Source organism: Streptomyces sp. GLSS-08, assembly GCF_056387915.1.
Genome location: NZ_JBWJAQ010000019.1, coordinates 21,406 through 47,894, shown reverse-complemented (window position 1 = coordinate 47,894; position 26,489 = coordinate 21,406). Strand labels below are relative to the sequence as shown.

Below are 26,489 nucleotides of genomic sequence, written 5' to 3'. Positions count from 1 at the left end.
CCGCCTCCGTGGAAGAGTGAAGCCCCATGGCGACCATCCGCATCGGCCTCGACCGACTGCCGCCCGCCGCTCGCGCCGCCGTCGAAGAGCACACCGGCCCCCTCCTCACGGTCGAGGAGACTGCCGAGGGCTTCAACAGCGAGATCGCGGCCCGCGTCACCTCCGCCACGGGCACCTGGCACATCAAGGGCCTGCGCACCGATCACCCCCGCGCCTGGACCCAGCGCCGGGAGGCCGCCGCCGCCCCCTTCCTCACCGACCTGGCCCCCGCCCTCCGCTGGCGCGTCGAGACCGCCGGTTGGGACCTGCTCGGTTTCGAAGCCCTCTGCGGCCACCACGCCGACTACGCCCCCGGCTCCCCCGATCTCTCCGAAGTCGCCTCCCTCCTGTGCCACCTCGGCGAGACCTCCTGCCCTGACATCGAGCTACGTCACGCCGCGCAGCGTTTGGAGCACCACGCTGCCCATCCCGACGACCTCCGCTTCTTCGCCGGGACCCACCTGCTCCACACCGACCTGAACAACGCCAACGTCCTCGTCGACGATCACGCTCTTCAGGGCGATCGAGCCCGTCTGGTCGACTGGGCCTGGGCAACCCGTGGAGCGGCCTGGCTCGACGCCGGCTACTGGGTCATCTGGCTCATCGCCGCCGGTCACGTTCCCGCATCCGCCGAGCACTGGGCTGCCGAGATCCCCTCCTGGCACACCGCTCCCGCCGAGGGCATCACCGCCTTCGCCGCCGCCAACGCCAACGTCTGGTCCGAGATCAGCAACGCCGGCCCCGACCCGTGGACCCTGCGCCTCGCGACAGCCGCCACCGCCTGGCACGCACACCGCAGGGCTGGTTGAACCGAACGCTCCACTCGGGTGAGCCGAACGAGCGGTCGGCCGGAGTGGCTTTGACCGGTGTCCTGTTCGGGTTGGGGTCGGGCATGTTCAGGGGGCCGTACGCTGGCCCGGCAACTCGGGCAGGCTCTGCCCCTGCCCGGAATTTGAACGAGTGGCCCCCTGGGACCTGCCCGACGCGGGCGCCGGCCCGAACAGGTGGGTAAAGCCATGGAGGCCGGCCGCCCCAGCCACAGCTGACGTCCCAGCCACGTGCCTCACACAGCGCCTCGCACGCCGCTCTCCGGCGCTCGGGAGAAGTTGTCCCGTCCGTTTCACGCGATAGGCGAACATAGATAGCAGCGCGCATCCCCGGCGCGCTGGCCGGTACGCCCTTCCGGCGCCGGGCACGGGGCATGGCCCGAGCCGTGGCAGGTGTTGTATCTGTCACGGTGACAATCCCATCCGCGGAGGTATGCGTGTCCTGCCTAATCGTCCAGTCGGACAAGACCCTGCTGCTCGAGGTCGACCACGAGCGGGCGGACGAGTGCCGTCGGGCGATCGCGCCGTTCGCGGAGCTGGAGCGGGCCCCCGAGCACATCCACACCTACCGGCTGACTCCGCTCGGGCTGTGGAACGCGCGCGCCGCGGGCCATGACGCCGAGCAGGTCGTGGACGCGCTCGTGCAGTACAGCCGCTATCCCGTGCCGCACGCGCTGCTCGTGGACATCGCCGAGACGATGGACCGCTATGGGCGGCTGACGCTCAGCAAGCATCCGGCGCACGGGCTCGTCCTGACCACCACGGACCGGCCGGTGCTGGAGGAGATCCTGCGGTCGAAGCGGGTCGCGCCGCTGGTCGGCGCCCGTCTCGACGCCGACACGGTCGCCGTGCACCCCTCCGAGCGCGGACAGATCAAGCAGACGCTGCTGAAACTGGGCTGGCCGGCCGAGGACCTCGCCGGGTACGTCGACGGGGAGGCGCACCCGATCGAGCTGGCCGAGGACGGCTGGGCGCTGCGCCCGTACCAGAAGCAGGCCGTGGAGAACTTCTGGCACGGCGGCTCGGGCGTGGTCGTGCTGCCCTGCGGGGCGGGCAAGACCCTGGTCGGCGCCGGGTCCATGGCCCAGGCGAAGGCCACCACCCTGATCCTGGTCACGAACACCGTCTCGGCCCGTCAGTGGAAGCACGAGCTGGTGAAGCGGACGTCGCTGACCGAGGAGGAGATCGGCGAGTACAGCGGTACGCGGAAGGAGATCCGGCCGGTCACCATCGCCACGTACCAGGTGCTGACGACCCGGCGGAAGGGCGTCTACCCGCACCTGGAGCTCTTCGACTCCCGTGACTGGGGGCTCATCGTCTACGACGAGGTGCATCTGCTGCCCGCGCCCGTCTTCAAGTTCACCGCCGACCTCCAGGCGCGCCGCCGGCTCGGACTGACGGCGACGCTGGTCCGGGAGGACGGCCGGGAGTCGGACGTCTTCTCGCTCATCGGGCCCAAGCGGTTCGACGCGCCATGGAAGGAGATCGAGGCGCAGGGGTACATCGCGCCCGCCGACTGCGTGGAGGTGCGGGTCAATCTGACCGACTCCGAGCGGCTCGCGTACGCCACCGCGGAGACCGAGGAGAAGTACCGGTTCTGTGCTACCACCGCGACCAAGCGGAAGGTCACGGAGGCGCTGGTGCGCAAGTTCGCCGGGCAGCAGATCCTCGTCATCGGGCAGTACATCGACCAGCTCGACGAGCTGGGCGAGCACCTGGACGCGCCCGTCATCAAGGGCGAGACGTCGAACGCGCAGCGGGAGAAGCTCTTCGAGTCGTTCCGGCAGGGCGAGATCAGCGTGCTCGTGGTGTCGAAGGTGGCGAACTTCTCGATCGACCTGCCGGAGGCCACGGTCGCCATCCAGGTGTCGGGCACCTTCGGTTCGCGGCAGGAGGAGGCGCAGCGCCTCGGCCGCGTCCTGCGTCCGAAGGCCGACGGCCACCAGGCGCACTTCTACTCGGTCGTCGCCCGCGACACCATCGACCAGGACTTCGCGGCGCACCGCCAGCGCTTCCTGGCGGAGCAGGGGTACGCGTACCGGATCGTCGACGCGGACGAGCTGCTGGCGGGCAGCTGACCCCTCAGGGCGCGGGCAGGGTGAGCACCAGGAAGAGGACCGTCACGGGCGGCAGCAGGGCCGCGCAGGCGGCCCAGGCGCGGGTGCCCGCCCAGCGGCGCTTCCAGGGCAGCGCCCAGGCGAGGACCAGGAACACGGTGGTGACCGGGCCGCCGTAGAAGAGGATCCCGTAGATCCAGGACAGGCTGTCCATCAGGGCCGGGGAGCAGTGGTCGGGGCCGCAGCTGTCCGTGGCCATGGCGGACAGGCCGCCGAGGAAGAGGGCGGCCGGGCCGAGGAGCAGCAGGAGCAGCGACGCCACGAGCGGCGCGATCCAGGCCCTGCGGTGCGGTTCATCCGCCGCGGACGGGTTCGTCGGCAGTAGCGCGGCGGGCGGGGACGCGAGGTGCGGTGTCGTCATGCGGACAGTTCATCGTCACGCGCGGTGCCGGCACACCGGTGCGGATACTCAGCGGGGGCGGGCCGGCGTACTCATCCGGTGCCGGGTTCCTGCGCAGGGTGAGCCAGGCCGCCGTCAGGAGGGCAGCCGCCAGCAGGGGGTAGGGGGAGGCGAGCGGCTGCTGCCACCAGGGCAGGCGCAGGTCCAGGTCGCCCCGGTGCGGGACCAGCCACAGGGTGCGGGCGGTGAAGACGGCGGCGCTCAGCACGGCGAGGCCGGTGCGGCCCCGGGCGTGCAGGACCGCGAGCAGCGGTACGCACCACACCCAGTGGTGGGACCAGCTGACCGGTGAGACGAGCAGCGCGGTGAAGGCCGTGAGGAGGACGCCGAGGCGGGCGTCGGCGGCGCGGCACGCGAGTGCGAGGCCCGCGCAGCCGGCCGGCACGGCCACGAGCGCCCAGGCGGGGCCCGGCGAGGGATCGCCCAGGGCCCGCGCGACGAACCCCTGCACCGACTGGTTGTCGACGATCCACACCTTGCCGACCCGGTCGGTCTCGAAGAGGCGGCGGGTCCAGAAGTCGAGGCTCGCGGCGGGCAGCAGGAGCGCGCCGGCCAGGACGGTGCCGAGGAAGGAGGCCAGCGCGGTGAGCCCCTCCCGGATCCGTACCCGTGGCCGTACCGGGGTGCGCCGGGTGAGCAGGAGGTACGCGACGAAGAGGGCGGGGGTCAGTTTCACACCGGCCGCGATCCCCACGGCGACGCCTCTGCCCGGGGCGCCCGGCGGGCGGGTGAGGTCCCACAGGACGAGGCAGGCGAGCGCGAGGTTGATCTGCCCGAACAGCACGGTCTGGAAGACGGGTTCGAGCCAGAGGGCCCCGGCGGTGGCGGTGCACACCAGGGGGACGCCCGCGGGCAGTCCGGCGAGGCGGCAGGAGAGCCGGACGAGCAGGGCCAGCAGCGCGGTGTTGCCGGCGACGAACGCCGCCTTGAGCGCCAGCGGCGGGAGCCAGGCGGTCGGTACGAACAGGATCGCCGCGAACGGCGGGTAGGTGGCGGGCAGGTGCCACTCGGTGACCGTGAAGCCGTACAGGTCGCCGCCGGCGACGACGGCCGCGCCCTCGGCTCGGTAGACGAACGCGTCGGCCATGGGCGCGCGCTGCAGCACGCACAGCCCGACGAAGGCGGCGAGGGAGACGGCCAGCAGGGCGCTCGCGGTCGCGACGGCGGATCCTGTGGGTGCGGTGGGTGCGGCGGATCCGATGGGTGCGGTGGCGGTGGGTGCGGTGGCGGTGGGTGTGCGGAGGGTCACGTTCCGTTGAGTCACGCAGGGACCCTAGTGTCCGCAGGGGTCCGGCCTGGGACACGGCTCACGGGACGGGCGCGCACGGGCGGTCCGGGGCGGGTCGCCGCCGGCGGGCGCGATGGGCGGGCATCGGGTCACCGACGGCGAGCGCGCGGGCGCCCGGCGCTCTCATTGGTGGGTGAGGCGCGGGGCCGGCCGGCGCTCACCTGCGGTGGACGCCCGCTTCCTCGCCGTACTCGCCGAGGAGGACGACGCCGACGGCCGCGGTCGCGAAGACCTTGAGGGCGCGCAGGGCGTCGCCGAGACGGTGCCGGTGGTGGCCGCTGTCGAGGGCGGTGGCCCCGCTCGGCGGGAGGTGGTGAGGTGTGAAGGTCGCTGCACTCATGCTTCCATCATGGAATCGGGACACAGCGGATACGTCGGTCTTCCGATGTAACCTCGGCGCCCCTCCCGTACGCCTGGCGGGCGCGCCGTCTCCGCCCCGGGAGGGACCCCGCGCCCGGTGCCCCCTAGGGCCTGTCCGTCACCACCCCCGAGGTCCGCATCAATTCGCTGGCACCCGCCCCCTTCCCTCGCCTAGGATCTCCGCTCTTGCCCGCCTCCCTTCACGGAGTGCCGCCGTCCGGACGGAAACCGGCCGGCAGACCGTCAGCGACGCAGCCCGTTCCCCGGAGGCAACACCCGTGTCCCCCATGCCCGAAGGTTCCGACGACCCGCTCGTCCGTGAGCGGACGCACCTCGCCGACTCCCGTGCCGCTCTGCGTGCCATGCGGGAGGACGTGGAGTCACTCGACATCAAGGACGTCACCGCGAACTGGGTGAACGCGGTCGTCCTGCAGAACCAGATCGACGAGCGCATCAAGGCCCTCGCCGACCTCAGCCACACCCCCCTGTTCTTCGGCCGCCTCGACTACCTGCACGCTCCCGGTGCCGAGCGGGCCGAGGGCGCGGCGGGTGAGCGTTTCTACATCGGGCGTCGGCACGTGCACGACGCCGACGGGGACCCGATGGTCATCGACTGGCGGGCCCCGGTGTCCCAGCCGTTCTACCGGGCCTCCAGGAAGGACCCGCTGGACGTCGCCCTGCGCCGCCGCTTCGGCTACACCGGCGGCGACCTCACGGCGTACGAGGACGAGCACCTCTTGGACCCGGCCGAGGCAGCGGGCACCAGCAAGCTGCTCCAGCAGGAGATCGAGCGGCCCCGCGTCGGCCCGATGCGCGACATCGTGGCGACCATCCAGCCCGAGCAGGACGAGATCGTCCGGGCGGGCCTGTCCGGCTCGGTGTGCGTGCAGGGCGGCCCCGGCACCGGAAAGACCGCCGTGGGCCTGCACCGGGTCGCGTATCTGCTGTACGCGCACCGGGACCGGCTCGCCCGCACCGGCACGCTGGTCATCGGCCCGAACCGGTCCTTTCTGCACTACATCGAGCAGGTCCTCCCGGCGCTGGGCGAGCTGGAGGTCAAGCAGGCCACGGTCGACGACCTGGTGGCGCACGTGGAGGTGCGGGGCACGGACGACGCCACGGCCGCCGTGGTCAAGGGCGACGCGCGGATGGCCGAGGTGCTGCGCCGGGCGGTCCGCTCGCACATCACGCCGCCCACCGAGCCGGTCGTGGTGGTGCGCGGCTCCCGGCGCTGGCGCGTACCGGTGTACGAACTCGAGGAGATCGTGCGGCAGTTGACCGAACGCGACATCCGCTACGGTGCGGCGGGCGAGGCCCTTCCGCAGCGCATCGCGCATGCCGTGCTCGTGCAGATGGAGCGGGCGGGCGAGGCGCCGGACGACCGGGTGCAGGACGCCGTCGCCCGCAACAGCGCCGTGAAGGCCGCCATCAAGGCGATCTGGCCGCCCGTCGATCCCGCCAGGCTCGTACTGCGGCTGCTGTCCGACCCGGAGTTCCTCGCCGCGCACGCCGAGGGGCTCCTCGACGAGGACGAGCAGAAGGCGGTCCTGTGGGCGAAGCCGGCGCGGAGCGTGAAGGCGGCCCGGTGGTCGGCCGCGGACGCGGTGCTGATCGACGAGGCGACCGACCTCGTCCGGCGCACGCACTCCCTGGGGCACGTGGTGCTCGACGAGGCGCAGGACCTGTCGCCGATGCAGTACCGGGCGGTGGGGCGGCGCTGCTCCACCGGGTCGGCGACCGTGCTCGGCGACCTGGCGCAGGGGACGACGCCGTGGGCGACGCGGAGCTGGCAGGAGGCGCTGGCGCACCTGGGCAAGAGCGAGGCGGTCGTCGAGGAGCTGACGGCGGGTTTCCGTGTCCCCGCGGACGTCATCACGTACGCGTCCCGCTTGCTGCCGTACATCGCGCCGGGGCTCGCGCCCGTGGCGTCGGTGCGGGAGAACCCGGGGTCCTTCGAGGTGCGGGCCGTCACGGGCGACGGTGACGTGGTCGCCGCCTGCGCCGAGTCGCTGCGCAGCGAGGGGTCGATCGGGCTGATCGCCGCCGACGCCCGGATCCCGGCGCTGGCCGAGGCGCTGACGGCGGCCGGCATCACCTTCCTGGGGCCGGGCGAGGAGACCACCCCGGACACCCGGCTCACCCTCGTGCCCGCCTCGCTCGCCAAGGGTCTGGAGTACGACTACGTGGTCCTGGACGAGCCGCGGGCCGTGGTCGACGGCGAGCCGGACGAACGCACCGGTCTGCGCCGCCTGTACGTGGCGCTGACCCGAGCGGTCTCGGGCCTCACGGTGACGCACACGGCCCCGCTGCCACCCCAGCTCGCCTGAATCAAACGACACCCCTCGCCCGAACCGACGACACCCGGCGGGCGGTTGTCCTGGCCCCTGCCGCCGCCGGGGCCCGCAGGCCCGGCACCCGGCCGGGGCACGGCGCGTCCACGGGGTACGTCCGGGCCGGCCGGGGGCGCGCTACGCGTCCAGTGCCGTGCGCCATTCCCGTACCGCCTCCGCGGCGATGGGAGCGGTCCAGCCGGCGGGGCGGGCCGCGCCGCCGATGTGGAAGGCGTCGACGCCGGCGGCGCGCAGCCGGGGGACGTGGTCCAGGCGGAGGCCGCCGCCGACGAGGATCCGCGGCTCGTAGCCGGGCTCGCCGCGCCGGGCGGCCTCCGCGACCAGTGTGGGCAGTCCGTCGTCGACCCCGGCGGCCGAGCCCGCCGTCAGGTAGGCGTCGAGGCCCGGCAGGTCCGCCAGCTGCTTGCGCAGGGCGTCGCGGTCGGCCGCCCGGTCGATCGCGCGGTGGAACGTCCACCGGCAGCCGTCCAGCTCCGCCGCAAGCCGCTCCACGACGGCCAGGTCGGGGCCCCCGTGCTCGTCGAGGAACCCGAGCACGAACTCCTCGGCGCCCGCGGCCCGCAGATCGCGGGCGGTCCGTACGAGCGCGGCGGTCCCGTCGGCGCCGCCCGCCGCGAACCCGTCCGTCAGCCGCAGCATCACGCGCAGCGAGAGGTCGACGGCGGCACGGATCCCGGCGAACGTCTCCACCGCGGGGGTGAGCCCGTCGGCGGCCATGTCGGTGACCAGTTCGAGGCGGTCGGCGCCTCCCGCCTGGGCGGCGACGGCGTCCTCGACATCGAGGGCGATCACCTCCAGGACCGCACGCTTGCTCATAGGACCTCTTCCCTTGGACGGCTACAGGTCTAGTCCAATCCAAGACTACGCCCGGAGGGTGTGCGCCCGCGAGAAGATCGCGCGAGTGGCCCGTACCGGCGACGTCCCTGCGCGCCGCCGCCGGTACGGGTCTCAGCCGCGGAAGATGTTCAGCTCCGCCTCGGCCGCGCCCGCCAGCTCGTACCGCGTGCCCACGAGCGGGCGGCCCGCGTACAGCCGTACGAGCGTGGGCGCGTCCCCGAGGTAGTGGGCCGGCGGCCGGGCGCCCGACGGCGCGCCGAGCCGCAGCGGCTCGTCCCGGTCGTCCAGGTCGGCGTGCAGCGGGAGGTGGCCCCGCTCACGGGTGATCCGCGCGAGCAGCGTGAGGGCGTACGGCAGCCCTGCACCGGCGTAGGCCTCCGGCTCACCGAAGGCCTCCCGTACGTCACCGGCGTGCACCCACTCGCCGAGCCCGACCGCGTCCAGGATCCCGCCGGCCTTGGCGATCACCGGCCCCGCCCCGGTCATCCCCCGCTCCAGCTCGTCCACGATCCGGGCCGTCGGCCAGCCGTCCCGCTCGGCGATGTCCCGGTCGTTCGCCGCCGGCTCGAACACCCCCTTCTCGAAACGGCTCTCCACCACCCGCGTCAGCGCGGCCCCGCAGTGCGCGAGCACGTCCCGCACGGTCCACCCCGGACAGGCGGTGCGCAGCGCGAAGTCCCTCTCGGGGCGGGCCCGCAGCAGGGGGATCAGCACGTCGCGTTCGGTACGGAGCAGCCGCCCGGGGAGTTCCGGGTCCCGTACGTCCGGCACCTCTGGCACATCTGTCACGTCCGCTGAAGTCATGGCCCCAAATTAGGCCGTGGGGACGGCCTCCGGGGGCGCCGGGGACAATGAACGGCATGGCTGAGGAAGAGACAGGGGCGGGACCGGCGACGGGTGCTGCGGCACCGGCGGACCGGCATCCCGCGTACGAGGACCTGGCGCGGCGCTGGACGGCGGCCGTCACGGCGGCCCGGACGCCGGACGCGGCCCCCGCGGGCGGGCAGGCCCACGATCCCCGCCCGTACGCCGAGAACCTCCTCCGCCGGTGGGCCGAGCCCCGGCGGCGGTACCACACCACCGATCACCTCGTCGCGGTCCTCGACCGCATCGACGTCCTGGAGGCGTACGCCGCCGATCCGGCCGCGGTGCGGCTGGCCGCGTGGTTCCACGACGCGGTCTACCTGCCGGACCGGTCGACGAACGAGGAACGCTCCGCCCGGCTCGCCGAACGGGCCCTGCCCGAGCTGGGCGTCGAGGAGGCCCGCACCGCCGAGGTCGCCCGGCTGGTGCGGCTCACGGTCACCCACGACCCCCGTGCCGACGACGCCAACGGCGCCGTGCTCTGCGACGCCGACCTCGCGGTCCTGGCCGCGCCCCCGGACGCGTACGCCGCCTACACGGCCGCCGTCCGCGAGGAGTACGCCTTCGTCCCGCCGGACGCCTTCCGCACCGGCCGGGCGGCGCTCCTGCGCCAACTCCTCGCCCTGCCCCGCCTGTTCCGCACACCGCACGGACAGCGCGAGTGGGAGGCGCGGGCCCACGAGAACCTCCGCCGAGAACTGGAGACACTCGCTCCGTAGCCCACGGACGACGGCCACACGCGTGGCCCACTTCCCCACCGGCGGCCCGACCAGCGGGCCGGGCCGGGGCGGCCCGGTCCCCACCGGGCACCCAGGGACCCGAGCCCCGCCGGACGGCCTGCCCACGGGCACGCCCGGGCGACCGGCCCGCGCGCCCGGTGAACAGGGCCGCGCCCGCGCCCGGTACCCGCGACACGGCCGGCTGTCCGGCGGCCGGCCCGAGGCCGTCACCCCGGCAGCCGACTGGAGGACGTCGGTCCGGCGGCCGGCCCAAGGCCGTGAGCCCGGCGGCCCGACTCCCGGGGGCGGCGACCAGCGCGCCCGCCCGGGGCAGGCCACCCGAGCCGCGTGCCGCAAGGCCGGCCCGCGGCTCTGCCCCGGCCCGGGGGTCCGTCCCGGACGGGAATGCGCTCCGGCCGGCCTCGGTTGCAGCCTGATGTGCCCGCACCCGCCGATCGTCCCCGCATGCCCCTCGCCGTCTACGTCCTCGGGCTCTCCGTGTTCGCGCTCGGCACGAGCGAGTTCATGCTGTCCGGACTGCTCCCGCCCATCGCCGACGACATGGGCGTCACGATCCCGCAGGCGGGCCTGCTGATCTCCGCGTTCGCGATCGGCATGGTCGTGGGCGCGCCCCTGCTCGCCGTGGCGACACTGCGGCTGCCGCGCCGTACCACCCTCCTCGCGCTGATCACCGTCTTCGGCCTCGGCCAGGTCGCGGGCGCGCTCGCCCCTACGTACGGCGTGCTCTTCGCGTCCCGCGTGGTGAGCGCGCTGGCCTGCGCCGGTTTCTGGGCGGTGGGCGCCGCGGTGGCCGTGGCGATGGTGCCGGTGACCGCGCGGGCCCGCGCCCTCGCCGTGATGATCGGCGGTCTGTCGATCGCGAACGTCCTCGGTGTCCCGGCCGGCGCCTTCCTCGGTGAGCACCTGGGCTGGCGGTCGGCCTTCTGGGCCGTCGGCGCGGCCTCGGCGGTCGCGCTGGCCGGGGTGGCCACCCTCATCCCCCGCATCCCGGTGCCGGACGAGAAGCCGCAGCTCAAGCGGGAACTGCGCATCTACCGCGACCGTCAGGTCCTGCTGTCGGTCACCGTCACCGCGCTCGCCGCGGGCGGTGTCTTCTGCGCGTTCAGCTATCTCTCCCCGCTCCTCACGGACGTGGCGGGCCTGGACGCCGGCTGGGTCCCGACCGTGCTGGCTCTGTTCGGCGTCGGCGCGCTGATCGGTACGACGATCGGCGGCCGCTTCGCCGACGCGCACCTCTTCGGGGTGCTGGTCAGCGGCATCACCGCGTCGACGGCCGTGCTCGTCGCCCTCGCACTGTTCGGCCGGTACGCGGTCGCCGCGACCATCCTCTCCTTCGTCCTCGGCGTCACCTGCTTCTACACGGCCCCGGCGCTGAACGCCCGGATGTTCAACGTCGCGAGCACCGCCCCCACCCTGGCCGGCGCCACGGTCACGGCCGCTTTCAACCTGGGCAACACCGGCGGGCCCTGGCTCGGCGGCACCGTCATCGACGCGGGCCACGGCTACGCGTCGACGGCGTGGGCGGGCGCGGCACTGACACTGGCCGGGCTCGCCGTGGTACTCGTCTCACTGCGCCTGCACCGGCGCACCCGGACCTCGCGCGTGGTCGCCGGGGCGGGCGCGGCCCCCCGCCCCGTCCGCACCGAAGCCTGACGCCCCGGGCGCCTCAGTCGCGGCCCGCCCACCTCTTGGGCCTGCGCAGCCCGGAACCCCGCAGCAGCCGCACCACCTCGCGGCTGCGGACCTCCACCGCGCCGGCCCGCACCGCGTCGGAGTACCGGTGCGAGGGAATGTCGTAGTGGTCCCGCTCGAAAGCGCGCCGCGGGACACCCAACCGCTCGGCGAAGACGTGCAGTTCGTCGTACGACACGTCGCTCACCAGGTGGGACCACATCCGCCCGTGACCGGGCCAGGCGGGCGGATCGATGTACACCGTCACGGCGAGGGGTTCCTGCCGACGGCGGAGCCCAGCGAGCCCACCGGTGCCACCTTCACCCCGGCCTTGTGGCACACCCAGTACGGGTCCGGCCCCAACTCGGGCTCCACGTCGAGGGCGTGCGGGTCACCCGAACCGCAGGCCGGACACAGCGGCCACCGGCCGTACCGCTCCAGCAGGGCGTCCTGGACGTCCTGGGCGACCAGGCCCGCCACATAGCCCGCGCCCTCCGGCCACTGCTCGACCCACCAGCGGCGCCGGGCGACCGACTCCTCGACGAGGGAGACGACGTCCGCCTCGGCGACCTCGCCCGCGACCAGGTCGGCCAGCACGAGCGCGCGCGCCGCGTGCAGCGCCTGTTCCAGGGGGCTGATGGGGTCCATGCACCCATTGTGCGCACCCTTGACCGCTTACCCCAAGGAAAATATCTTTCAAAGGTGACCCATGACGTGAAGGAAATTTTCGCCGGGGAGGCGCCGCCCGCCCCCGCCGCCCTCGCGGCCAAGGTGCGCACGCTCGCCCCGTCGATGACCCGCTCCATGCAGCGCGTCGCCGAGGCCGTCGCCGGTGACCCGGCGGGCTGCGCGGCCCTCACGGTCACCGGCCTCGCCGAACTCACCGGCACCAGCGAGGCGACGGTGGTCCGCACCGCCCGCCTCCTCGGCTACCCGGGGTACCGGGACCTGCGCCTCGCCCTCGCCGGCCTGGCCGCCCAGCAGCAGTCCGGCCGGGCCCCCGCCGTCACCGCGGACATCGCGGTGGACGACCCGATCGCCGACGTCGTCGCCAAACTCGCCTACGACGAGCAGCAGACGCTCGCCGACACCGCGGCCGGCCTCGACACGGTCCAGCTCGGCGCCGCCGTCACCGCGCTCGCCGCCGCCCGCCGCGTCGACATCTACGGCGTCGGCGCGTCCGGCCTGGTCGCCCAGGACCTCGCCCAGAAGCTGCTGCGCATCGGGCTCATAGCCCACCCGCACAGCGATCCGCACCTCGCGGTCACCAACGCGGTGCAGTTGCGCGCCAAGGACGTGGCGATAGCCATCACGCACTCGGGCTCGACCGGCGACGTCATCGAACCCCTCCGGGTCGCCTTCGAGCGCGGGGCGACGACGGTCGCGATCACCGGCCGCCCGGACGGACCCGTCACGCAGTACGCGGACCACATCCTCACCACGTCGACAGCCCGGGAGAGCGAGCTGCGACCCGCGGCGATGTCGTCCCGCACCAGTCAACTGCTCGTCGTGGACTGCCTGTTCGTGGGGGTCGCCCAGCGGACGTACGAGACCGCGGCGCCCGCGCTGTCCGCCTCGTACGAGGCGCTGGCGCACCGCCACAGCGCGCGCGGCTCCCACCGCTGACACACTGACCCGTGCGCCTCCCGCCCCTGTCCGCCCGCCGTAGCTCCGACGACGCATCCACGGAACGTGCGTACGCCCAGCCCGTACGTACGGAAAGCACCGGAAAGAGCCGCTCCACATGACCTCCACCGCCGACGCCTCCTCCCACCGCCGCGACCTGCGCGACGCCGACGGCCGCGACCCGGACGACGAGAACCACCGCGATCTGGTCGCGGAGTTGGAGACCCTGACCACCGAGGCGTTCCGCCCCGAGCTGTCCGAGATCGACCGGCTGCCGACGGTCGAGATCGCCCGGCTGATGAACGGCGAGGACGCCTCCGTGCCGGCCGCGGTCGCCGCCCGGCTGCCGGTCATCGCCGCCGCGATCGACGCCATCGCGGAGCGGATGTCCCGCGGCGGCCGGCTGGTCTACGCGGGCGCGGGCACGGCGGGCCGGCTCGGCGTGCTGGACGCCTCCGAGTGCCCGCCCACGTTCAACACCGACCCCGCCCAGGTCGTCGGCCTGATCGCGGGCGGCCCGGGCGCGATGGTCACCTCGGTCGAGGGAGCGGAGGACTCCCGGGAGCTGGCCGCGGCCGATCTGGACGCGCTGGCCCTGACCGCCGACGACACGGTGGTCGGCGTCTCGGCGTCCGGCCGCACCCCGTACGCCGTCGGCGCGGTCGAGCACGCCCGTGCGCGCGGTGCGCTGACGGTGGGGCTGTCCTGCAACGCGCACAGCGCGCTCGCGGCCGCCGCGGACCACGGCATCGAGGTCGTGGTGGGCCCCGAGCTGCTGACCGGCTCCACCCGTCTGAAGGCGGGCACCGCCCAGAAGCTCGTCCTCAACATGCTCTCGACGATCACGATGATCCGCCTCGGCAAGACGTACGGGAACCTGATGGTCGACGTACGCGCCTCGAACGAGAAGCTGCGGGCCCGCTCCCGCCGCATCGTCGCGCTGGCGACCGGCGCCTCGGACGAGGAGATCGAGTCGGCCCTCGCCGCCACGGACGGCGAGGTCAAGACCGCCATCCTCACGATCCTGGGCGACGTCGACGCCCCGACGGCGACCCGTCTCCTGGAAGCAGCAGACGGCCACCTGCGCACGGCCCTCACCGCCACCCGCACCTAGGTCGTGTCCTCCGGGACGCCACGAGCCCGGACGGCACCCGGGACCGGAAGGGCACCCCGGGACCGGAGGACACGCCACCGCTGCCGGACCCCCTCGGAGCCGTCGGGGGGACAGGCCGGACGGCACCCCGGAGCCGCCGGAGGGCGCACCCCCGACCCGGCCCGGGGCCGGAGTACCCGGCACGCGGCCCCAGAAGGCTGCGGAGTCCTCCTCCCGCCGTCCGCGCGCCGCGGCGGCGGGCCCGCGTGCGGGCGGCACCATGGGCGCCAGGCGTCGCACCCCCGCACAGCAAGGCCCCGCATGAGCACTGAAGCCACCGCCCGCGCCACCGCCGCCGCGCTCCTCCCCCTCGTCGGCGGCGCGGCGAACGTCACGTCCGTGGCCCACTGCATGACCCGTCTGCGTCTCGGTCTGCGGGACCGGACCCTGGTGCGGGAGGACGCGCTGCGGGCACTGCCCGCCGTCCTGGGCGTCGTGGACGACGACACGTACCAGATCGTGCTCGGCCCGGGCGCGGTCGCCCGCGTCACCCCGGAGTTCGAGTCACTCGTCGCCGCGAGCCCCACGGCCGCCGGCGCCCTGGAGAGCCGGGGCGCGGAACTGCGGGCCGCCCGGCGGGAGCGCAACGCGACTCCGCTCAGGCTCCTGCTGCGCCGCGTCGCGAACATCTTCGTCCCGCTGATCCCGGCCCTGATCGGCTGCGGCATCATCGCGGGCCTCAACGGCCTGCTGGTGAACCTGGGACTGCTCGCCTCCCTCACGCCCGCCCTCACCGTCGTCGCCTCCGGCTTCATGGCGCTGATCGCCGTCTTCGTCGGTTTCAACACCGCGAAGGAGTTCGGCGGCACCCCGGTCCTCGGCGGCGCGGTCGCCGCGATCGTCGTCCACCCGGGAGTCGCGAAGGTGACCGTCTTCGGCACGACGCTCTCCCCGGGGCAGGGCGGCGTCCTCGGAGCGCTGGCCGCGGCCCTGCTCGCGACGTACGTCGAGAGGTGGTGCCGCGGCCGGGTCCCGGACGCCCTCGACGTCCTGCTGACCCCGACCGTCACCGTGCTCGTGGCCGGCCTGGTCACGATCTACGGCCTCATGTACGCGGCCGGAGGGGTCTCCTCGGCGATCGGCACCGCGGCCGACTGGCTCCTCGGCCGGACCGGCGCCTTCGCCGGGCTGGTCCTGGGCGGCCTGTTCCTGCCGCTGGTGATGCTCGGCCTGCACCAGGCGCTGATCCCCATCCACACCACCCTCATCGACCAGCAGGGCTACACCGTCCTGCTGCCCATCCTCGCGATGGCGGGCGCGGGCCAGGTCGGCGCGGCCCTCGCGGTCTACGTCCGGCTGCGCCACGACCGGACGCTGCGCACGACGATCAGGTCGGCGCTCCCGGCGGGCCTGCTGGGCGTGGGCGAGCCGCTCGTCTACGGCGTCTCGCTGCCCCTCGGCCGGCCGTTCGTGACCGCCTGCGCCGGCGGCGCGGCCGGCGGCGCCTTCGTCGGGTTCTTCTCGATGCTCGGCGACCGGGTCGGCTCGACGGCCATCGGCCCCTCCGGCTGGGCCCTGTTCCCGCTCCTGTCCGGCAACCGGAGCCTGACCCTGACCGCCGCGATCTACGCGGGCGGCCTCCTCACCGGCTATCTGGTCGGCTTCGGCGCGACCTACTTCTTCGGGCTCGGCGCCGTCGAGCGGCCCGACGGCGCCGCGGTGACCGCGGCCGCCTCCCCGCGGTGAGCAGCGGGCCGCACCACCGGTTCGGCGGCGTGTGCGATTCTGCGTAGGACAGCACTCCGCCCGGGGAGGGACACCGCACGCCCATGAACCACGCACAGCTGACCGCTCTCGGCCGCGCCCTGCGCCTGCTCGGCGAGCACGGCGACGCCCTCGGCGCCGACAGTCCCGACGCGAAGCTGCACGAGGTCAAGGCCGATCTGAAGCGGGCCCTGGACCTGCTCGAGGACACGGTCACGACGGCGGTGCCGACGACGCGCTGCGCCGAGCACCCGACCGGCCCCGTCGACAAGGGCGCCGTCGACCTGTGCCTGCTGTGCGAGACCCGGCGCCGCGCGGCCCGCCGCTCCGAGGTCAACGGTGCCTACGCCCACGGCCGCCCCACCGGCCCCGGCGAGTCCCCCGACCGCACGCAGTCCCGCTACGGCGTCCGCGCCGACCGGCCCGAGCCCCAGCAGCGCTGGCTGCCCGAGGTGTGGAACGGCCAGGCGTGGCAGCTCTGCGGCACCCCCCGCCGCGACCGGCACGAGGCCGAGCGCTACCTGGCCGCCGAGCGCAGGTCCCCCCGCCCCGGCATGGCCTACCGCCTGGTCCACGAGTTCACCGACTACGAGGTGCTGCGCATCTGGGGCACCCCGGTCAAGATCGACATCGAGCCGATGGGAAACCTGTGACGGGGGTGCCCAGGCGCGGGCCCCGGCTCGGCCGACTCCGGCGCGGGCCCCGGAAAGCCGAGGGTGCCCGGCTCCGGCTCAGCTGAGGGTGCCCAGCGCCGCCGCGTCGTACGCCTTCAGCTCGTCGAAGCGGCCGGCCAGGACCTTCGCCGCCCACTCCGGGTCCTGGAGCAGCGCGCGGCCGATCGCGACGAGGTCGAACTCGTCGCGCTCCAGCCGGTCGAGCAGGTCGTCGATGCCACGGACGGAGGAGCCCTCGCCCTGGAAGGCCTTGAGGAACTCGCCGTCCAGGCCGACCGAGCCGACGGTGATGGCGGGCCTGCCGGTGAGCTTCTTCGTCCAGCCGGCGAGGTTGAGGTCGGAGCCGTCGAACTCGGGCACCCAGTAGCGGCGCGTGGAGGCGTGGAAGGCGTCCACTCCGGCCGCCGCGAGCGGGGCGAGGATCGCCTCCAGCTCCTCCGGGGTCTCGGCGAGCCGGGCGTCGTAGTCCTGCTGCTTCCACTGCGAGTAGCGGAAGAGGACCGGGAACTCGGGCGAGACGGCGGCGCGGACCGCGGCCACGATCTCCGCGGAGAACTTCGCGCGGGCCACCGGGTCCCCGCCGTACGCGTCGGTGCGCCGGTTGGTGCCGGCCCACAGGAACTGGTCGAGCAGATAGCCGTGGGCGCCGTGGAGTTCGACGCCGTCGAAGCCGATGCGCTCCGCCTCCGCGGCGGCCTTCGCGAACGCCTCGACGACGTCGTCGATGTCCTGCTGGGTCATGGCCCGGCCCTTGGGCTCGGCGCCCTCGGCGTGGATGCCGGAGGGACCCATCGCCGGGGCGTCCGCGAACGGCGGCTCACCGGCCCGGCGCACCATGCCGATGTGCCACAGCTGCGGCACGATTGTGCCGCCCGCCGCGTGCACGGCGTCGGCGACCTTCGTCCAGCCGGCCAGCTGCTCCTCGCCGTGGAACCGCGGCACGCTGTCGCTCTGACCCGCGGACTCGTGGCCGACGTACGTGCCCTCGGTCACGATGAGGCCCACGCCCGCGGCGGCGCGCCGGGAGTAGTAGCCCACCACGTCCTCCCCCGGGACGCCGCCCGGCGAGAACTGCCGGGTCATCGGTGCCATCGCGATCCGGTTCGGGACGGTCAGACCGTTCAGGGACACGGGACGGGACAGGATCTCGGCTGCGCGGGACGCGGAATCGGCGCTCACGTGGGGGCTCCTCTGGACGGCGGGTCAGGACGGGGCATTCCGGTGGGTATGTGCACGTGCATCGACCCACCCTCCCGGTAACGGCCCGGCCGGCCACGGCATTCCGGGTCCCCGGCCCACCCCGGTGTGATCCCGGCCACGGAACGGCCGCCGCACCCTGGAAACGCCCGAGGGCGGCACCCCCGGAAAGGGGTGCCGCCCTCGGAAAGGACGAGCCTGATCCGCGAGGATCAGAAGTCCATGTCACCGCCCGGCATGCCACCCGGGGCGCCGCCTGCGGCGGCCTTCTCGGGCTTGTCGGCGATGACGGCCTCGGTGGTGAGGAACAGCGCGGCGATGGACGCGGCGTTCTGCAGGGCAGAGCGCGTGACCTTCGCCGGGTCGATGATGCCCTCGGCGATCATGTCCACGTACTCACCGGTCGCGGCGTTCAGGCCGTGGCCGACGGGCAGGTTGCGGACCTTCTCGACGATGACGCCACCCTCGAGACCGCCGTTGACGGCGATCTGCTTGAGCGGGGCCTCCAGGGCGAGCTTCACGGCGTTCGCGCCGGTCGCCTCGTCACCCGTCAGCTCCAGCTTCTCGAAGACCGAGGAGGCCTGCAGCAGGGCCACGCCACCACCGGCGACGATGCCCTCCTCGACGGCCGCCTTCGCGTTGCGAACGGCGTCCTCGATGCGGTGCTTGCGCTCCTTGAGCTCGACCTCGGTGGCGGCACCGGCCTTGATGACGGCCACGCCGCCCGCCAGCTTCGCCAGACGCTCCTGGAGCTTCTCGCGGTCGTAGTCCGAGTCGGAGTTCTCGATCTCGGCGCGGATCTGGTTGACCCGGCCGGCGACCTGGTCGGCGGAGCCGGCGCCGTCGACGATCGTGGTCTCGTCCTTGGTGATGACGACCTTGCGGGCACGGCCGAGTAGGTCGATGCCCGCGTTCTCCAGCTTGAGGCCGACCTCCTCGGAGATGACCTCGCCGCCCGTGAGGATGGCGATGTCGCCGAGCATGGCCTTGCGGCGGTCACCGAAGCCCGGAGCCTTGACGGCGACGGACTTGAAGGTGCCACGGATCTTGTTGACGACCAGGGTCGACAGGGCCTCGCCCTCGACGTCCTCGGCGATGATCAGCAGCGGCTTGCCCGACTGCATGACCTTCTCGAGGAGCGGCAGCAGGTCCTTGACGTTGCTGATCTTCGAGTTGGCGATCAGGATGTACGGGTCGTCGAGGACGGCCTCCATACGCTCCATGTCGGTCGCGAAGTACGCCGAGATGTAGCCCTTGTCGAAGCGCATGCCCTCGGTGAGCTCGAGCTCCAGACCGAAGGTCTGGGACTCCTCGACCGTGATGACGCCTTCCTTGCCGACCTTGTCCATCGCCTCGGCGATGAGCTCGCCGATCTGGGTGTCGGCGGCGGAGATGGAGGCCGTCGAAGCGATCTGCTCCTTGGTCTCGACATCCTTCGCCTGCTCCAGCAGGGCACCGGAGACGGCCTCGACGGCCTTCTCGATACCGCGCTTCAGAGCCATCGGGTTGGCGCCGGCGGCGACGTTGCGCAGGCCCTCGCGGACCAGCGCCTGGGCCAGGACGGTCGCGGTCGTCGTGCCGTCACCGGCCACGTCGTCCGTCTTCTTCGCGACTTCCTTGACCAGCTCGGCGCCGATCTTCTCGTACGGGTCCTCGAGCTCGATCTCCTTGGCGATGGAAACACCATCGTTGGTGATCGTGGGGGCGCCCCACTTCTTCTCGAGGACGACGTTGCGACCCTTGGGACCAAGGGTGACCTTGACGGCGTCGGCGAGCTGGTTCATCCCGCGCTCGAGACCGCGCCGTGCCTCCTCGTCGAACGCGATGATCTTGGCCATGTGAAGTGGTCCTCCCGGACTGGGGTGGATTGCTCCGGACCGCGCTGGCGCCCGCGACGGACGGCCTGCCTGCCTCGTGGTTCCTTGCCCCACATGGCCTGCGGGCCTCGCCGACCCGGTCCTTCGTTGTCACTCTCACCTTCAGAGTGCTAACGCCAATGATTAGCACTCGACCCCCGAGAGTGCAAGACGCTCCCCCGCAGTGAGCCCCTTCCAGGGGGCGCGCGGACCCCGACGGGAGCACTCCCACGCGCCCGCACGCCCTGCCGCAGCACCCACCCCGGCCTCCCGTACGCCCCGCCACGACCTCACCGCGGTTCCCGTACGCCCGCCGCGACCTCACCGCGGTTCCCGCACGCCCCGCCCCGCCGCGACGTCGTCCCGGCCGGGTCGCGGAACGCCCGAGGGGCCCGTACCCCTGATGGGATACGGGCCCCTCGACGTGAGTGAATACGTGCGTCGGTGGCCGATCGCGCCGAGATCAGACGGCGAGTTTGACCATGTCCGCCTGCGGACCCTTCTGGCCCTGCGAGATCTCGAACTCCACTCGCTGACCCTCTTCAAGGGTGCGGTAGCCGTCCATCTGAATCGCGCTGTAGTGCACGAAGACGTCCGCACCACCGTCGACCGCGATGAAGCCGTACCCCTTCTCCGCGTTGAACCACTTGACGGTGCCCTGAGCCATGCCTAACTCCCCTATTACTGGCCCTTGCACAGATCCGCACTTCGCGGATCCGGGTCAGACCTCACCCCCCAACGGTTGGGGGTGTGCGCCGGAACGCGTCGACCGCGGCTGAATGTATCTGTCCAACTGCCGTCTGCAACAGGTCAGTCGGACGAGAAATCCGGGCACGCATGATCGGCAATATGTGGAGGACTCGCACATGTTCAGGGCAAGTCGGGCCCCGTAAGTGCCATGAAAGGCTTGAAAAAGCCGGGCACATTGGCTGCTTCTTGTCGGACACCGGATCGGCGTTCATATGCGCCCGGCATGGAAAGCGCGGCAGCTTCCCCAACTGTACCGTGCTCAACCATGCAGAATTGCCCCCTCCGTTTCTCTTGCGGAGAGGGCAATCCGGGGGAACAGCCGGTTTTCGAAGCCGGTTTTCGAAGCCGATCGTCAGCAGCCGCCGGCCACGGCCGGGATGATCGAGACGCCCGCGCCGTCCGGCGTCGCCGTCTCGAGGCCCTGCTCGAAGCGCACGTCGTCGTCGTTCACGTACACGTTGACGAAGCGGCGCAGCTTGCCCTGGTCGTCCAGGACGCGCGCGGCGATGCCCGTGTGGTTCTTCTCCAGGTCCGAGATGACCTCGGCGAGGGTCGCGCCCTCCGCCGGGACCTCGGCCCTGCCACCCGTGTAGGTGCGCAGGATGGTGGGGATGCGAACGTTGACGCTCATGATGCGAGGCCAGCCTCTCGGAAGGAGTCCAGGTTCGGGCGGATGGTCGCGGTCAGACCGGTGCCGGCCACCGCGTCGAGGGTCTTGAGGCCGTCACCGGTGTTGAGGACGACCGTCGTCAGGGTCGGGTCCAGGACGCCGCTCTCGATCAGCTTCTTCGTGACCCCCACGGTCACGCCGCCCGCCGTCTCGGCGAAGATGCCCTCCGTCCGCGCCAGCAGCTTGATCGCGTCGACGATTTGCTCGTCGTCGACATCCTCCACCGCACCGCCGGTCCGGCGCGCGACGTCGAGGACGTACGGCCCGTCGGCCGGGTTGCCGATGGCGAGCGACTTGGCGATCGTGTTCGGCTTCTGCGGCCGTACGACGTCGTGTCCCGCCTTGTAGGCCACGGACACCGGCGAGCAGCCCTCGGCCTGGGCGCCGAAGATCTTGTACGGCCGGTCCTCGACGAGGCCGAGCCTGATCAGTTCCTGCAGCCCCTTGTCGATCTTCGTGAGCTGGGAGCCCGAGGCGATCGGCACGACCAGCTGGTCCGGCAGCCGCCAGCCGAGCTGCTCGCAGATCTCGTACGCGAGGGTCTTCGAGCCCTCCGCGTAGTACGGCCGCAGGTTGACGTTGACGAAGCCCCAGCCCTCGCCGGCCGGGTCGCCGATGAGTTCGGAGCAGAAGCGGTTGACGTCGTCGTAGTTGCCCTCGATGCCGACGAGTTCGCCGCCGTAGATCGCGGCCATGACGATCTTGCCCTGCTCCAGGTCGTGCGGGATGAACACGCAGGAGCGGAAGCCGGCCCGGGCGGCGGCGGCGCCGACGGCACCCGCCAGGTTGCCGGTGGAGGAGCAGGAGAGCGTGGTGAAGCCGAAGGCGCGGGCGGCCTCCAGGGCCTGTGCGACGACGCGGTCCTTGAAGGAGTGCGTCGGGTTGCCCGAGTCGTCCTTGACGAAGAGCTTGCCGGGGTCGACGCCCAGTTCGCGCGCGAGGTTGTCGGCCTGCACGAGCTTGGTCCAGCCCGGGTTGATGTTCGGCTTGTCGGCGACGTCCGCGGGGACGGGCAGCAGCGGCGCGTAGCGCCAGATGTTCGCGGGGCCCGCTTCGATGCGCTTGCGGAGTTCCTCGGTGTCGTACGCCGAGAAGTCGTAGGCGATCTCCAGCGGGCCGAAACACTCCTCGCAGGCGAAGACCGGGCCGAGCGGCACGCGGTGTCCGCATTCGCGGCAGGAGAGGGCCGCGGCGGGGCCGAGATCGACGGAGTCCGCGGCGGTGGAAGAGTCGGTGGTGCTTGCAACTGTCTGCGCAGCCATGGAGGCGAGGCCCTTTCTCCTCATCTTCCTCACGGCGCACTTCGCCGTGAGACGGATTTGGCACCTTCCCTAGCCGGGAGCCTCGCGACGCTGATCGGCGACGATCAGGACGAGACCGGCTGGAGGGTTGCCGGGGCTTCAACGGGCCGTATCCCTCTGCCCCTCTGGATGAGCGGTGTTCAGTTGTTGGTCGCGACGCGGGGACCGAGCCAGGACATGCAATGGTCATCCGCGTTGTTCAAGACTGTAACCGAAGGCCAGGACAGTTGAGATAGTCGTCCGAACCGCGAGATGGATCACACCCCGGCGGGGCGTGTGGTCGGACAGTGAGGAGCCCGGACCGTGCTGGAAGAAGTCGAGCGCTGGCTGAGCACCCGCTCCTGGTCCGTGACCGACCGTCCGCTCCACCAGCTGACGGCCGCCAAACGCACCACGGGGTCGACGGTCAGCGTCGTGCTGCCCGCCCTGAACGAGGAGGAGACCGTCGGGGCGATAGTCGCGGCCATCCGCCACGACCTGATGCTGCGGGTCCCGCTCGTCGACGAGATCGTCGTCGTCGACTCGGGCTCGTCCGACCGCACCTCCGAGGTGGCCGCCGCGGCGGGCGCCCGCGTGGTGCACCGGGACGACATCCTGCCGCGGCTCCCGCCCGTCCCCGGCAAGGGCGAGGTCCTGTGGCGGTCCCTGCTGGTGACGAGCGGGGACATCGTCTGTTTCGTCGACGCGGACCTGCGCGAGTTCTCCTCCGACTTCGTCACGGGGATCGTGGGCCCGCTGCTCACCGACCCGGGCGTGGCTCTCGTCAAGGCCATGTACGACCGGCCGCTGACCGTGTCCGACGGGTCCGCCTCCGGCAGAACCGCCGCGGGCCAGGGCGGCCGGGTGACCGAGCTGATGGCGCGTCCGCTCCTGAACATGCACTGGCCGCAGCTCGCGGGCTTCGTCCAGCCGCTGGGCGGCGAGTACGCGGCGCGCCGGTCGCTGCTGGAGCGGCTGCCGTTCCCCGTCGGGTACGGGGTGGAGCTGGGCATGCTGGTGGACGCGCTGCATCTGGTGGGTCTCGACGCGCTCGCCCAGGTCGACGTCGGGGTGCGCAGGCACCGCCACCAGGACGGGCAGGCGCTCGGCCGGATGTCGGCGGCGATCTACCGCACCGCGCAGCTCCGGCTCGCCCGCGGGCACCTCGTCCGCCCGGCCCTCACCCAGTTCGAGCGGGGCGAGGACGGCTTCGTGCCGCGCACCCACTCCGTGGACACGCAGGAGCGGCCCCCGATGGTGGAGCTGGCCGAGTACCGCTCACGCAGAGTGGCCTGAGCCCGGACACCGCGTGATGCCGGGTGGCGCCGGATGCCGCCGGACGAGGTGCTCCGGGGGCCGAGGGGCGAGGCGGTACCCGCCCGTACGTTTGAGCGTTTCCGAGCCGGGCTAGGTTGAGGTCTATGGCTTCCACGCACGGTGACCACCAGATCCTTGTCGCGTCCAACCGCGGCCCGGTCTCCTACGAGCTGCGCGAGGACGGCTCGCTCCACGCCCGGCGCGGCGGGGGCGGGCTGGTCTCGGGACTGTCGGCGATCGGGCCGGACGCGGGCGCCCTGTGGGTGTGCGCGGCCCTCGGCGACGGGGACCGCGAGGCGGTGCGGCGGGGCGTCGGCGAGGACGGCGTGCGGATGCTCGACATCGACGCCGAGGTGCACACGGACGCGTACAACGGCATCGCGAACTCGGTGCTGTGGTTCGTCCACCACATGCTGTACCAGACCCCGCTCGAGCCCGCCTTCGACGCGGAGTTCCGGCGTCAGTGGGCGTCGTACGAGACGTACAACCGGGCCTTCGCCGACGCGCTGGCCTCGGCGGCGGCGACGGGGGCCTCGGTCCTCGTGCAGGACTACCACCTGACGCTGGTGCCCGGGATGCTCCGTGAGCTGCGGCCCGACCTGCGCATCGGGCACTTCTCGCACACGCCGTGGGCGCCGGTCGACTACTTCCGGATGCTGCCCGACGACATCGCGCAGCAGGTGCTGCGGGGGATGCTCGGCGCGGACCGGCTGGGCTTCCTCACCCGTCGCTGGGCGGACGCGTTCACCGCGTGCTGCGAGGACCTGGCCGGCGGTCTCGGCGGCACCCGGGTCGGGGTGCACGGCCTGGGCGCGGACGCGGAGTTCCTGCGCGCGCGCTCGCACGAGGCGGACGTCGACGAACGGATGGCGGCGCTGCGGGAGCAGATCGGCACGTCCCCGGAGGGCGGCCCGCGCCGGACGGTCGTACGGGTCGACCGCACCGAGCTGTCGAAGAACATCGTGCGGGGCCTGCGGGCGTACGAGCAGCTGCTGGAGGAGCGTCCCGAGTTGCGCGAGCGGGTGGTGCACGTCGCCTTCGCCTACCCGTCCCGCCAGGACCTGGCCGTCTACCGGGACTACACGGCCGAGGTGCAGCGCGTCGCCGACACGATCAACTCGCGGTACGGGACGCCCGGCTGGACCCCGGTCGTGCTGCACGTCCAGGACGACTTCGCCCGCTCCCTGGCCGCGTACCGGCTGGCGGACGTGGCGCTGGTCAACCCCATCCGGGACGGTATGAACCTGGTGGCCAAGGAGGTGCCGGTCGTCTCCGACGGTGGGTGCGTCCTGGTGCTCTCGCGGGAGGCGGGGGCGCACGAGGAGCTCGGCGAGGACGCGATCACGGTGAACCCGTACGACGTGGTGGGCACCGCACGCGCGCTGCACGAGGCGCTGACGATGCCGGCCGACGAGCGCGCCACGCGCACGAAGCGGCTGGCCGCCGCGGCGACCGCGCTGCCGCCGGCCCGGTGGTTCCTGGACCAGCTGCACGCCCTCCAGGCCTGACCCCGCGTGGCTCGGTCCCCGGCCGGGGACGGGGCCACGCCGGCGTCGGTACGGGTACCGGTTCCGGGAACCGGTACCCGTACCGACGCCGGTCTGCTTTCAGGTCAGTCGGTTCGCCAGGGCCGTGAGGAGGTGGACGACCCCGGCCGGGCCGTCGACGACCAGGTCGGCGCGTTCGGCGAGTTCGGCGACCTCCGCGTTGCCGCTGAACACCAGCAGGCCCGGCACCCCGTCGGAGCGGAGCTTGTCGACGGCGGCGAACGCGGGCAGGTCGCCCAGGTCGTCACCGGCGTAGAGGACGGCCTCGGCGCCGCTCTCGCGCACGTACTCCGTGAGGGCGACGCCCTTGTCCACGCCCGGTGGCCTCAGCTCCAGGACCATCCGGCCCGGCTCGACGATCAGGCCGTGCCGGGCGGCGAGCTCCCCGAGGGGGCCGCGCAGGGTCTCGAAGGCGGCCTGCGGGTCCGCCGCGCGGCGCGTGTGCACGGCGACGGCGCGGCCCTTCTCCTCGATCCAGGTGCCCTGCCAGGCGCCGATCTCGTCCAGGAAGCCGGGCAGTTCGGCCCGGACGGCTGCCACTCCGGGGTGCGGCGCGGGCGCGCTGACCGTGCCGCTCACCGCGTCCCAGCGCTCGGCGCCGTAGTGCCCGAGGACCACCAGGTGCTCCAGGCCGGGGACGCCCGCGAAGCCGCCGTGGCGGACCGCGACGCCCGCCGGGCGGCCGGTGACGACCGCCACCGACGCCACCTCGGGCGCGAGGGCCGCGAGGGCGGGGACGGCGCCGGGGTGGGCCCGGGCCTGTTCGGGGTCGGGGACGATCGGGGCGAGCGTCCCGTCGAAGTCGAGTGCGATCACGGCCCGGCCGGGCCGTCGCAGGATGGCGTCGAGTCCCTCGCGCCCGGCCGTGGTCGCCGGGGTCGGCAAGGAGTCCGTGAAGTCCGCGTTGCTGCCCATGGGACGACCCTATCCGTGCGGGGCGGGGCGCACGCCTGTCACTTTGCGCCGGGTGCCCCGGGCGGACTCAGCGTTCCGCGCGGCGGGCCTCGCGGACACGGCGGAGCCGGTTGACCGTCACCGGGTCGTGGGCGAGCGCCCGCGGGTCGTCGAGCAGGGCGTTGAGCAGCTGGTAGTACCTGACCGGCACGAGACCGAGCTGTTCGCGTATCGCCCGCTCCTTGGCGCCGGGACCGGGCCAGTTCCTGCGCTCGGTGGCGAGGACGGCCCGCTCCTGGGGGGTGAGCTGCTCCATGGCGGCCACGG

General features: G+C 73.0%; 25 protein-coding genes and 1 riboswitch. Of the genes, 11 read left to right on the top strand and 14 right to left on the bottom strand.

Annotated features, from left to right (window positions below; genetic code table 11):
* Positions 1 to 26 precede the first annotated feature (26 nt).
* Both AC0ZLC_RS27675 and AC0ZLC_RS27670 read left to right on the top strand, forming a co-directional pair.
* Positions 27 to 848 carry an aminoglycoside phosphotransferase gene (locus AC0ZLC_RS27675; RefSeq protein WP_476754687.1) on the top strand — a complete coding sequence of 274 codons (822 nt, stop codon included), beginning with the start codon at positions 27 to 29 and terminating at the stop codon, positions 846 to 848.
* Positions 849 to 1,303: 455 nt separating this feature from the next.
* On the top strand, positions 1,304 to 2,944 hold the full coding sequence (locus tag AC0ZLC_RS27670; protein ID WP_476754686.1) for a DNA repair helicase XPB: 1,641 nt from the start codon (positions 1,304 to 1,306) through the stop codon (positions 2,942 to 2,944).
* Positions 2,945 to 2,948: 4 nt separating this feature from the next.
* On the opposite strand, the gene AC0ZLC_RS27665 is transcribed toward AC0ZLC_RS27670, so the two are convergent.
* The 3 genes from AC0ZLC_RS27665 to AC0ZLC_RS27655 form a co-directional block, all read right to left on the bottom strand.
* Positions 2,949 to 3,344, bottom strand: coding sequence for a hypothetical protein (locus tag AC0ZLC_RS27665; RefSeq protein WP_476754685.1), 396 nt, complete (start codon positions 3,342 to 3,344; stop codon positions 2,949 to 2,951).
* Positions 3,277 to 4,527, bottom strand: coding sequence for a glycosyltransferase 87 family protein (locus AC0ZLC_RS27660; RefSeq protein ID WP_476754745.1), 1,251 nt, complete (start codon positions 4,525 to 4,527; stop codon positions 3,277 to 3,279). The genes AC0ZLC_RS27665 and AC0ZLC_RS27660 overlap by 68 nt, the downstream gene beginning before the upstream one ends.
* Before the next feature lie 301 nt (positions 4,528 to 4,828).
* A complete protein-coding gene (locus tag AC0ZLC_RS27655) occupies positions 4,829 to 5,011 on the bottom strand; it encodes a hypothetical protein (protein WP_476754684.1) in 183 nt (60 codons plus the stop codon).
* A 307-nt stretch (positions 5,012 to 5,318) separates the two neighbouring features.
* On the opposite strand from AC0ZLC_RS27655, the gene AC0ZLC_RS27650 reads away from it, so the two are divergent.
* Entirely contained in the window at positions 5,319 to 7,358 is a 2,040-nt protein-coding gene (locus AC0ZLC_RS27650; protein ID WP_476754683.1) for a HelD family protein, read from the top strand.
* Between the two features lie 141 nt (positions 7,359 to 7,499).
* On the opposite strand, the gene AC0ZLC_RS27645 is transcribed toward AC0ZLC_RS27650, so the two are convergent.
* Positions 7,500 to 8,198 (bottom strand): copper homeostasis protein CutC, encoded by a 699-nt coding sequence (locus AC0ZLC_RS27645; RefSeq protein ID WP_476754682.1) that lies wholly within the window; start codon positions 8,196 to 8,198, stop codon positions 7,500 to 7,502.
* A gap of 132 nt (positions 8,199 to 8,330) precedes the next feature.
* Positions 8,331 to 9,023, bottom strand: coding sequence for a maleylpyruvate isomerase family mycothiol-dependent enzyme (locus tag AC0ZLC_RS27640; protein WP_476754681.1), 693 nt, complete (start codon positions 9,021 to 9,023; stop codon positions 8,331 to 8,333).
* Positions 9,024 to 9,070: 47 nt separating this feature from the next.
* On the opposite strand from AC0ZLC_RS27640, the gene AC0ZLC_RS27635 reads away from it, so the two are divergent.
* Both AC0ZLC_RS27635 and AC0ZLC_RS27630 read left to right on the top strand, forming a co-directional pair.
* Positions 9,071 to 9,802, top strand: coding sequence for an HD domain-containing protein (locus tag AC0ZLC_RS27635; RefSeq protein ID WP_476754680.1), 732 nt, complete (start codon positions 9,071 to 9,073; stop codon positions 9,800 to 9,802).
* Between the two features lie 465 nt (positions 9,803 to 10,267).
* Positions 10,268 to 11,476, top strand: a complete 1,209-nt coding sequence (locus AC0ZLC_RS27630; protein ID WP_476754679.1) for a Cmx/CmrA family chloramphenicol efflux MFS transporter — start codon at positions 10,268 to 10,270, stop codon at positions 11,474 to 11,476.
* A gap of 13 nt (positions 11,477 to 11,489) precedes the next feature.
* Here AC0ZLC_RS27630 and AC0ZLC_RS27625 read toward each other — a convergent pair whose 3' ends face one another.
* Both AC0ZLC_RS27625 and AC0ZLC_RS27620 read right to left on the bottom strand, forming a co-directional pair.
* A complete protein-coding gene (locus tag AC0ZLC_RS27625) occupies positions 11,490 to 11,762 on the bottom strand; it encodes a DUF4031 domain-containing protein (protein ID WP_476754678.1) in 273 nt (90 codons plus the stop codon).
* Positions 11,759 to 12,142, bottom strand: a complete 384-nt coding sequence (locus AC0ZLC_RS27620; protein WP_476754677.1) for a hypothetical protein — start codon at positions 12,140 to 12,142, stop codon at positions 11,759 to 11,761. Before AC0ZLC_RS27620 ends, AC0ZLC_RS27625 begins: the two co-directional genes overlap by 4 nt.
* Positions 12,143 to 12,196: 54 nt before the next feature.
* On the opposite strand from AC0ZLC_RS27620, the gene AC0ZLC_RS27615 reads away from it, so the two are divergent.
* The 4 genes from AC0ZLC_RS27615 to AC0ZLC_RS27600 all read left to right on the top strand — a co-directional run bounded on the left by AC0ZLC_RS27615 (position 12,197) and on the right by AC0ZLC_RS27600 (position 16,630).
* Positions 12,197 to 13,120: a MurR/RpiR family transcriptional regulator gene (locus AC0ZLC_RS27615; RefSeq protein ID WP_358854284.1), complete on the top strand. Its 924-nt coding sequence runs from the start codon at positions 12,197 to 12,199 to the stop codon at positions 13,118 to 13,120.
* A gap of 118 nt (positions 13,121 to 13,238) precedes the next feature.
* Positions 13,239 to 14,234, top strand: a complete 996-nt coding sequence (gene murQ / locus AC0ZLC_RS27610) for an N-acetylmuramic acid 6-phosphate etherase (RefSeq protein WP_476754676.1) — start codon at positions 13,239 to 13,241, stop codon at positions 14,232 to 14,234.
* A 300-nt stretch (positions 14,235 to 14,534) separates the two neighbouring features.
* On the top strand, positions 14,535 to 15,959 hold the full coding sequence (locus AC0ZLC_RS27605) for a PTS transporter subunit EIIC (protein ID WP_476754675.1): 1,425 nt from the start codon (positions 14,535 to 14,537) through the stop codon (positions 15,957 to 15,959).
* Between the two features lie 83 nt (positions 15,960 to 16,042).
* The gene (locus AC0ZLC_RS27600) at positions 16,043 to 16,630 is read left to right on the top strand and encodes a hypothetical protein (protein WP_476754674.1); all 588 of its coding nucleotides are present in this window, start codon (positions 16,043 to 16,045) and stop codon (positions 16,628 to 16,630) included.
* A 78-nt stretch (positions 16,631 to 16,708) separates the two neighbouring features.
* Here the strand turns inward: AC0ZLC_RS27600 and AC0ZLC_RS27595 are convergent, their stop codons facing one another.
* The 5 genes from AC0ZLC_RS27595 to thrC form a co-directional block, all read right to left on the bottom strand.
* Complete coding sequence (locus tag AC0ZLC_RS27595; RefSeq protein ID WP_476754673.1) at positions 16,709 to 17,830, bottom strand: NADH:flavin oxidoreductase; 1,122 nt, start codon at positions 17,828 to 17,830, stop codon at positions 16,709 to 16,711.
* A 230-nt stretch (positions 17,831 to 18,060) separates the two neighbouring features.
* The gene (groL, locus tag AC0ZLC_RS27590; protein ID WP_355783845.1) at positions 18,061 to 19,686 is read right to left on the bottom strand and encodes a chaperonin GroEL; all 1,626 of its coding nucleotides are present in this window, start codon (positions 19,684 to 19,686) and stop codon (positions 18,061 to 18,063) included.
* 481 nt (positions 19,687 to 20,167) lie between these two features.
* Positions 20,168 to 20,371: a cold-shock protein gene (locus AC0ZLC_RS27585; RefSeq protein ID WP_005315736.1), complete on the bottom strand. Its 204-nt coding sequence runs from the start codon at positions 20,369 to 20,371 to the stop codon at positions 20,168 to 20,170.
* Positions 20,372 to 20,806: 435 nt separating this feature from the next.
* The gene (locus AC0ZLC_RS27580) at positions 20,807 to 21,085 is read right to left on the bottom strand and encodes a MoaD/ThiS family protein (protein WP_476754672.1); all 279 of its coding nucleotides are present in this window, start codon (positions 21,083 to 21,085) and stop codon (positions 20,807 to 20,809) included.
* Positions 21,082 to 22,386 carry a threonine synthase gene (gene thrC / locus AC0ZLC_RS27575; RefSeq protein ID WP_476754671.1) on the bottom strand — a complete coding sequence of 435 codons (1,305 nt, stop codon included), beginning with the start codon at positions 22,384 to 22,386 and terminating at the stop codon, positions 21,082 to 21,084. The genes AC0ZLC_RS27580 and thrC overlap by 4 nt, the downstream gene beginning before the upstream one ends.
* A gap of 17 nt (positions 22,387 to 22,403) precedes the next feature.
* Positions 22,404 to 22,561, bottom strand: a riboswitch (SAM riboswitch).
* 167 nt (positions 22,562 to 22,728) lie between these two features.
* Between thrC and AC0ZLC_RS27570 the strand changes: the two genes are divergently transcribed.
* The gene (locus tag AC0ZLC_RS27570) at positions 22,729 to 23,700 is read left to right on the top strand and encodes a glucosyl-3-phosphoglycerate synthase (RefSeq protein ID WP_476754670.1); all 972 of its coding nucleotides are present in this window, start codon (positions 22,729 to 22,731) and stop codon (positions 23,698 to 23,700) included.
* Between the two features lie 125 nt (positions 23,701 to 23,825).
* Positions 23,826 to 25,229 (top strand): alpha,alpha-trehalose-phosphate synthase (UDP-forming), encoded by a 1,404-nt coding sequence (locus tag AC0ZLC_RS27565; protein WP_476754669.1) that lies wholly within the window; start codon positions 23,826 to 23,828, stop codon positions 25,227 to 25,229.
* Positions 25,230 to 25,328: 99 nt separating this feature from the next.
* Here AC0ZLC_RS27565 and otsB read toward each other — a convergent pair whose 3' ends face one another.
* Both otsB and AC0ZLC_RS27555 read right to left on the bottom strand, forming a co-directional pair.
* Complete coding sequence (gene otsB, locus AC0ZLC_RS27560; RefSeq protein ID WP_476754668.1) at positions 25,329 to 26,183, bottom strand: trehalose-phosphatase; 855 nt, start codon at positions 26,181 to 26,183, stop codon at positions 25,329 to 25,331.
* A 67-nt stretch (positions 26,184 to 26,250) separates the two neighbouring features.
* The gene (locus tag AC0ZLC_RS27555; protein ID WP_121404660.1) at positions 26,251 to 26,478 is read right to left on the bottom strand and encodes a DUF3263 domain-containing protein; all 228 of its coding nucleotides are present in this window, start codon (positions 26,476 to 26,478) and stop codon (positions 26,251 to 26,253) included.
* Between the last annotated feature and the right edge of the window lie 11 nt (positions 26,479 to 26,489).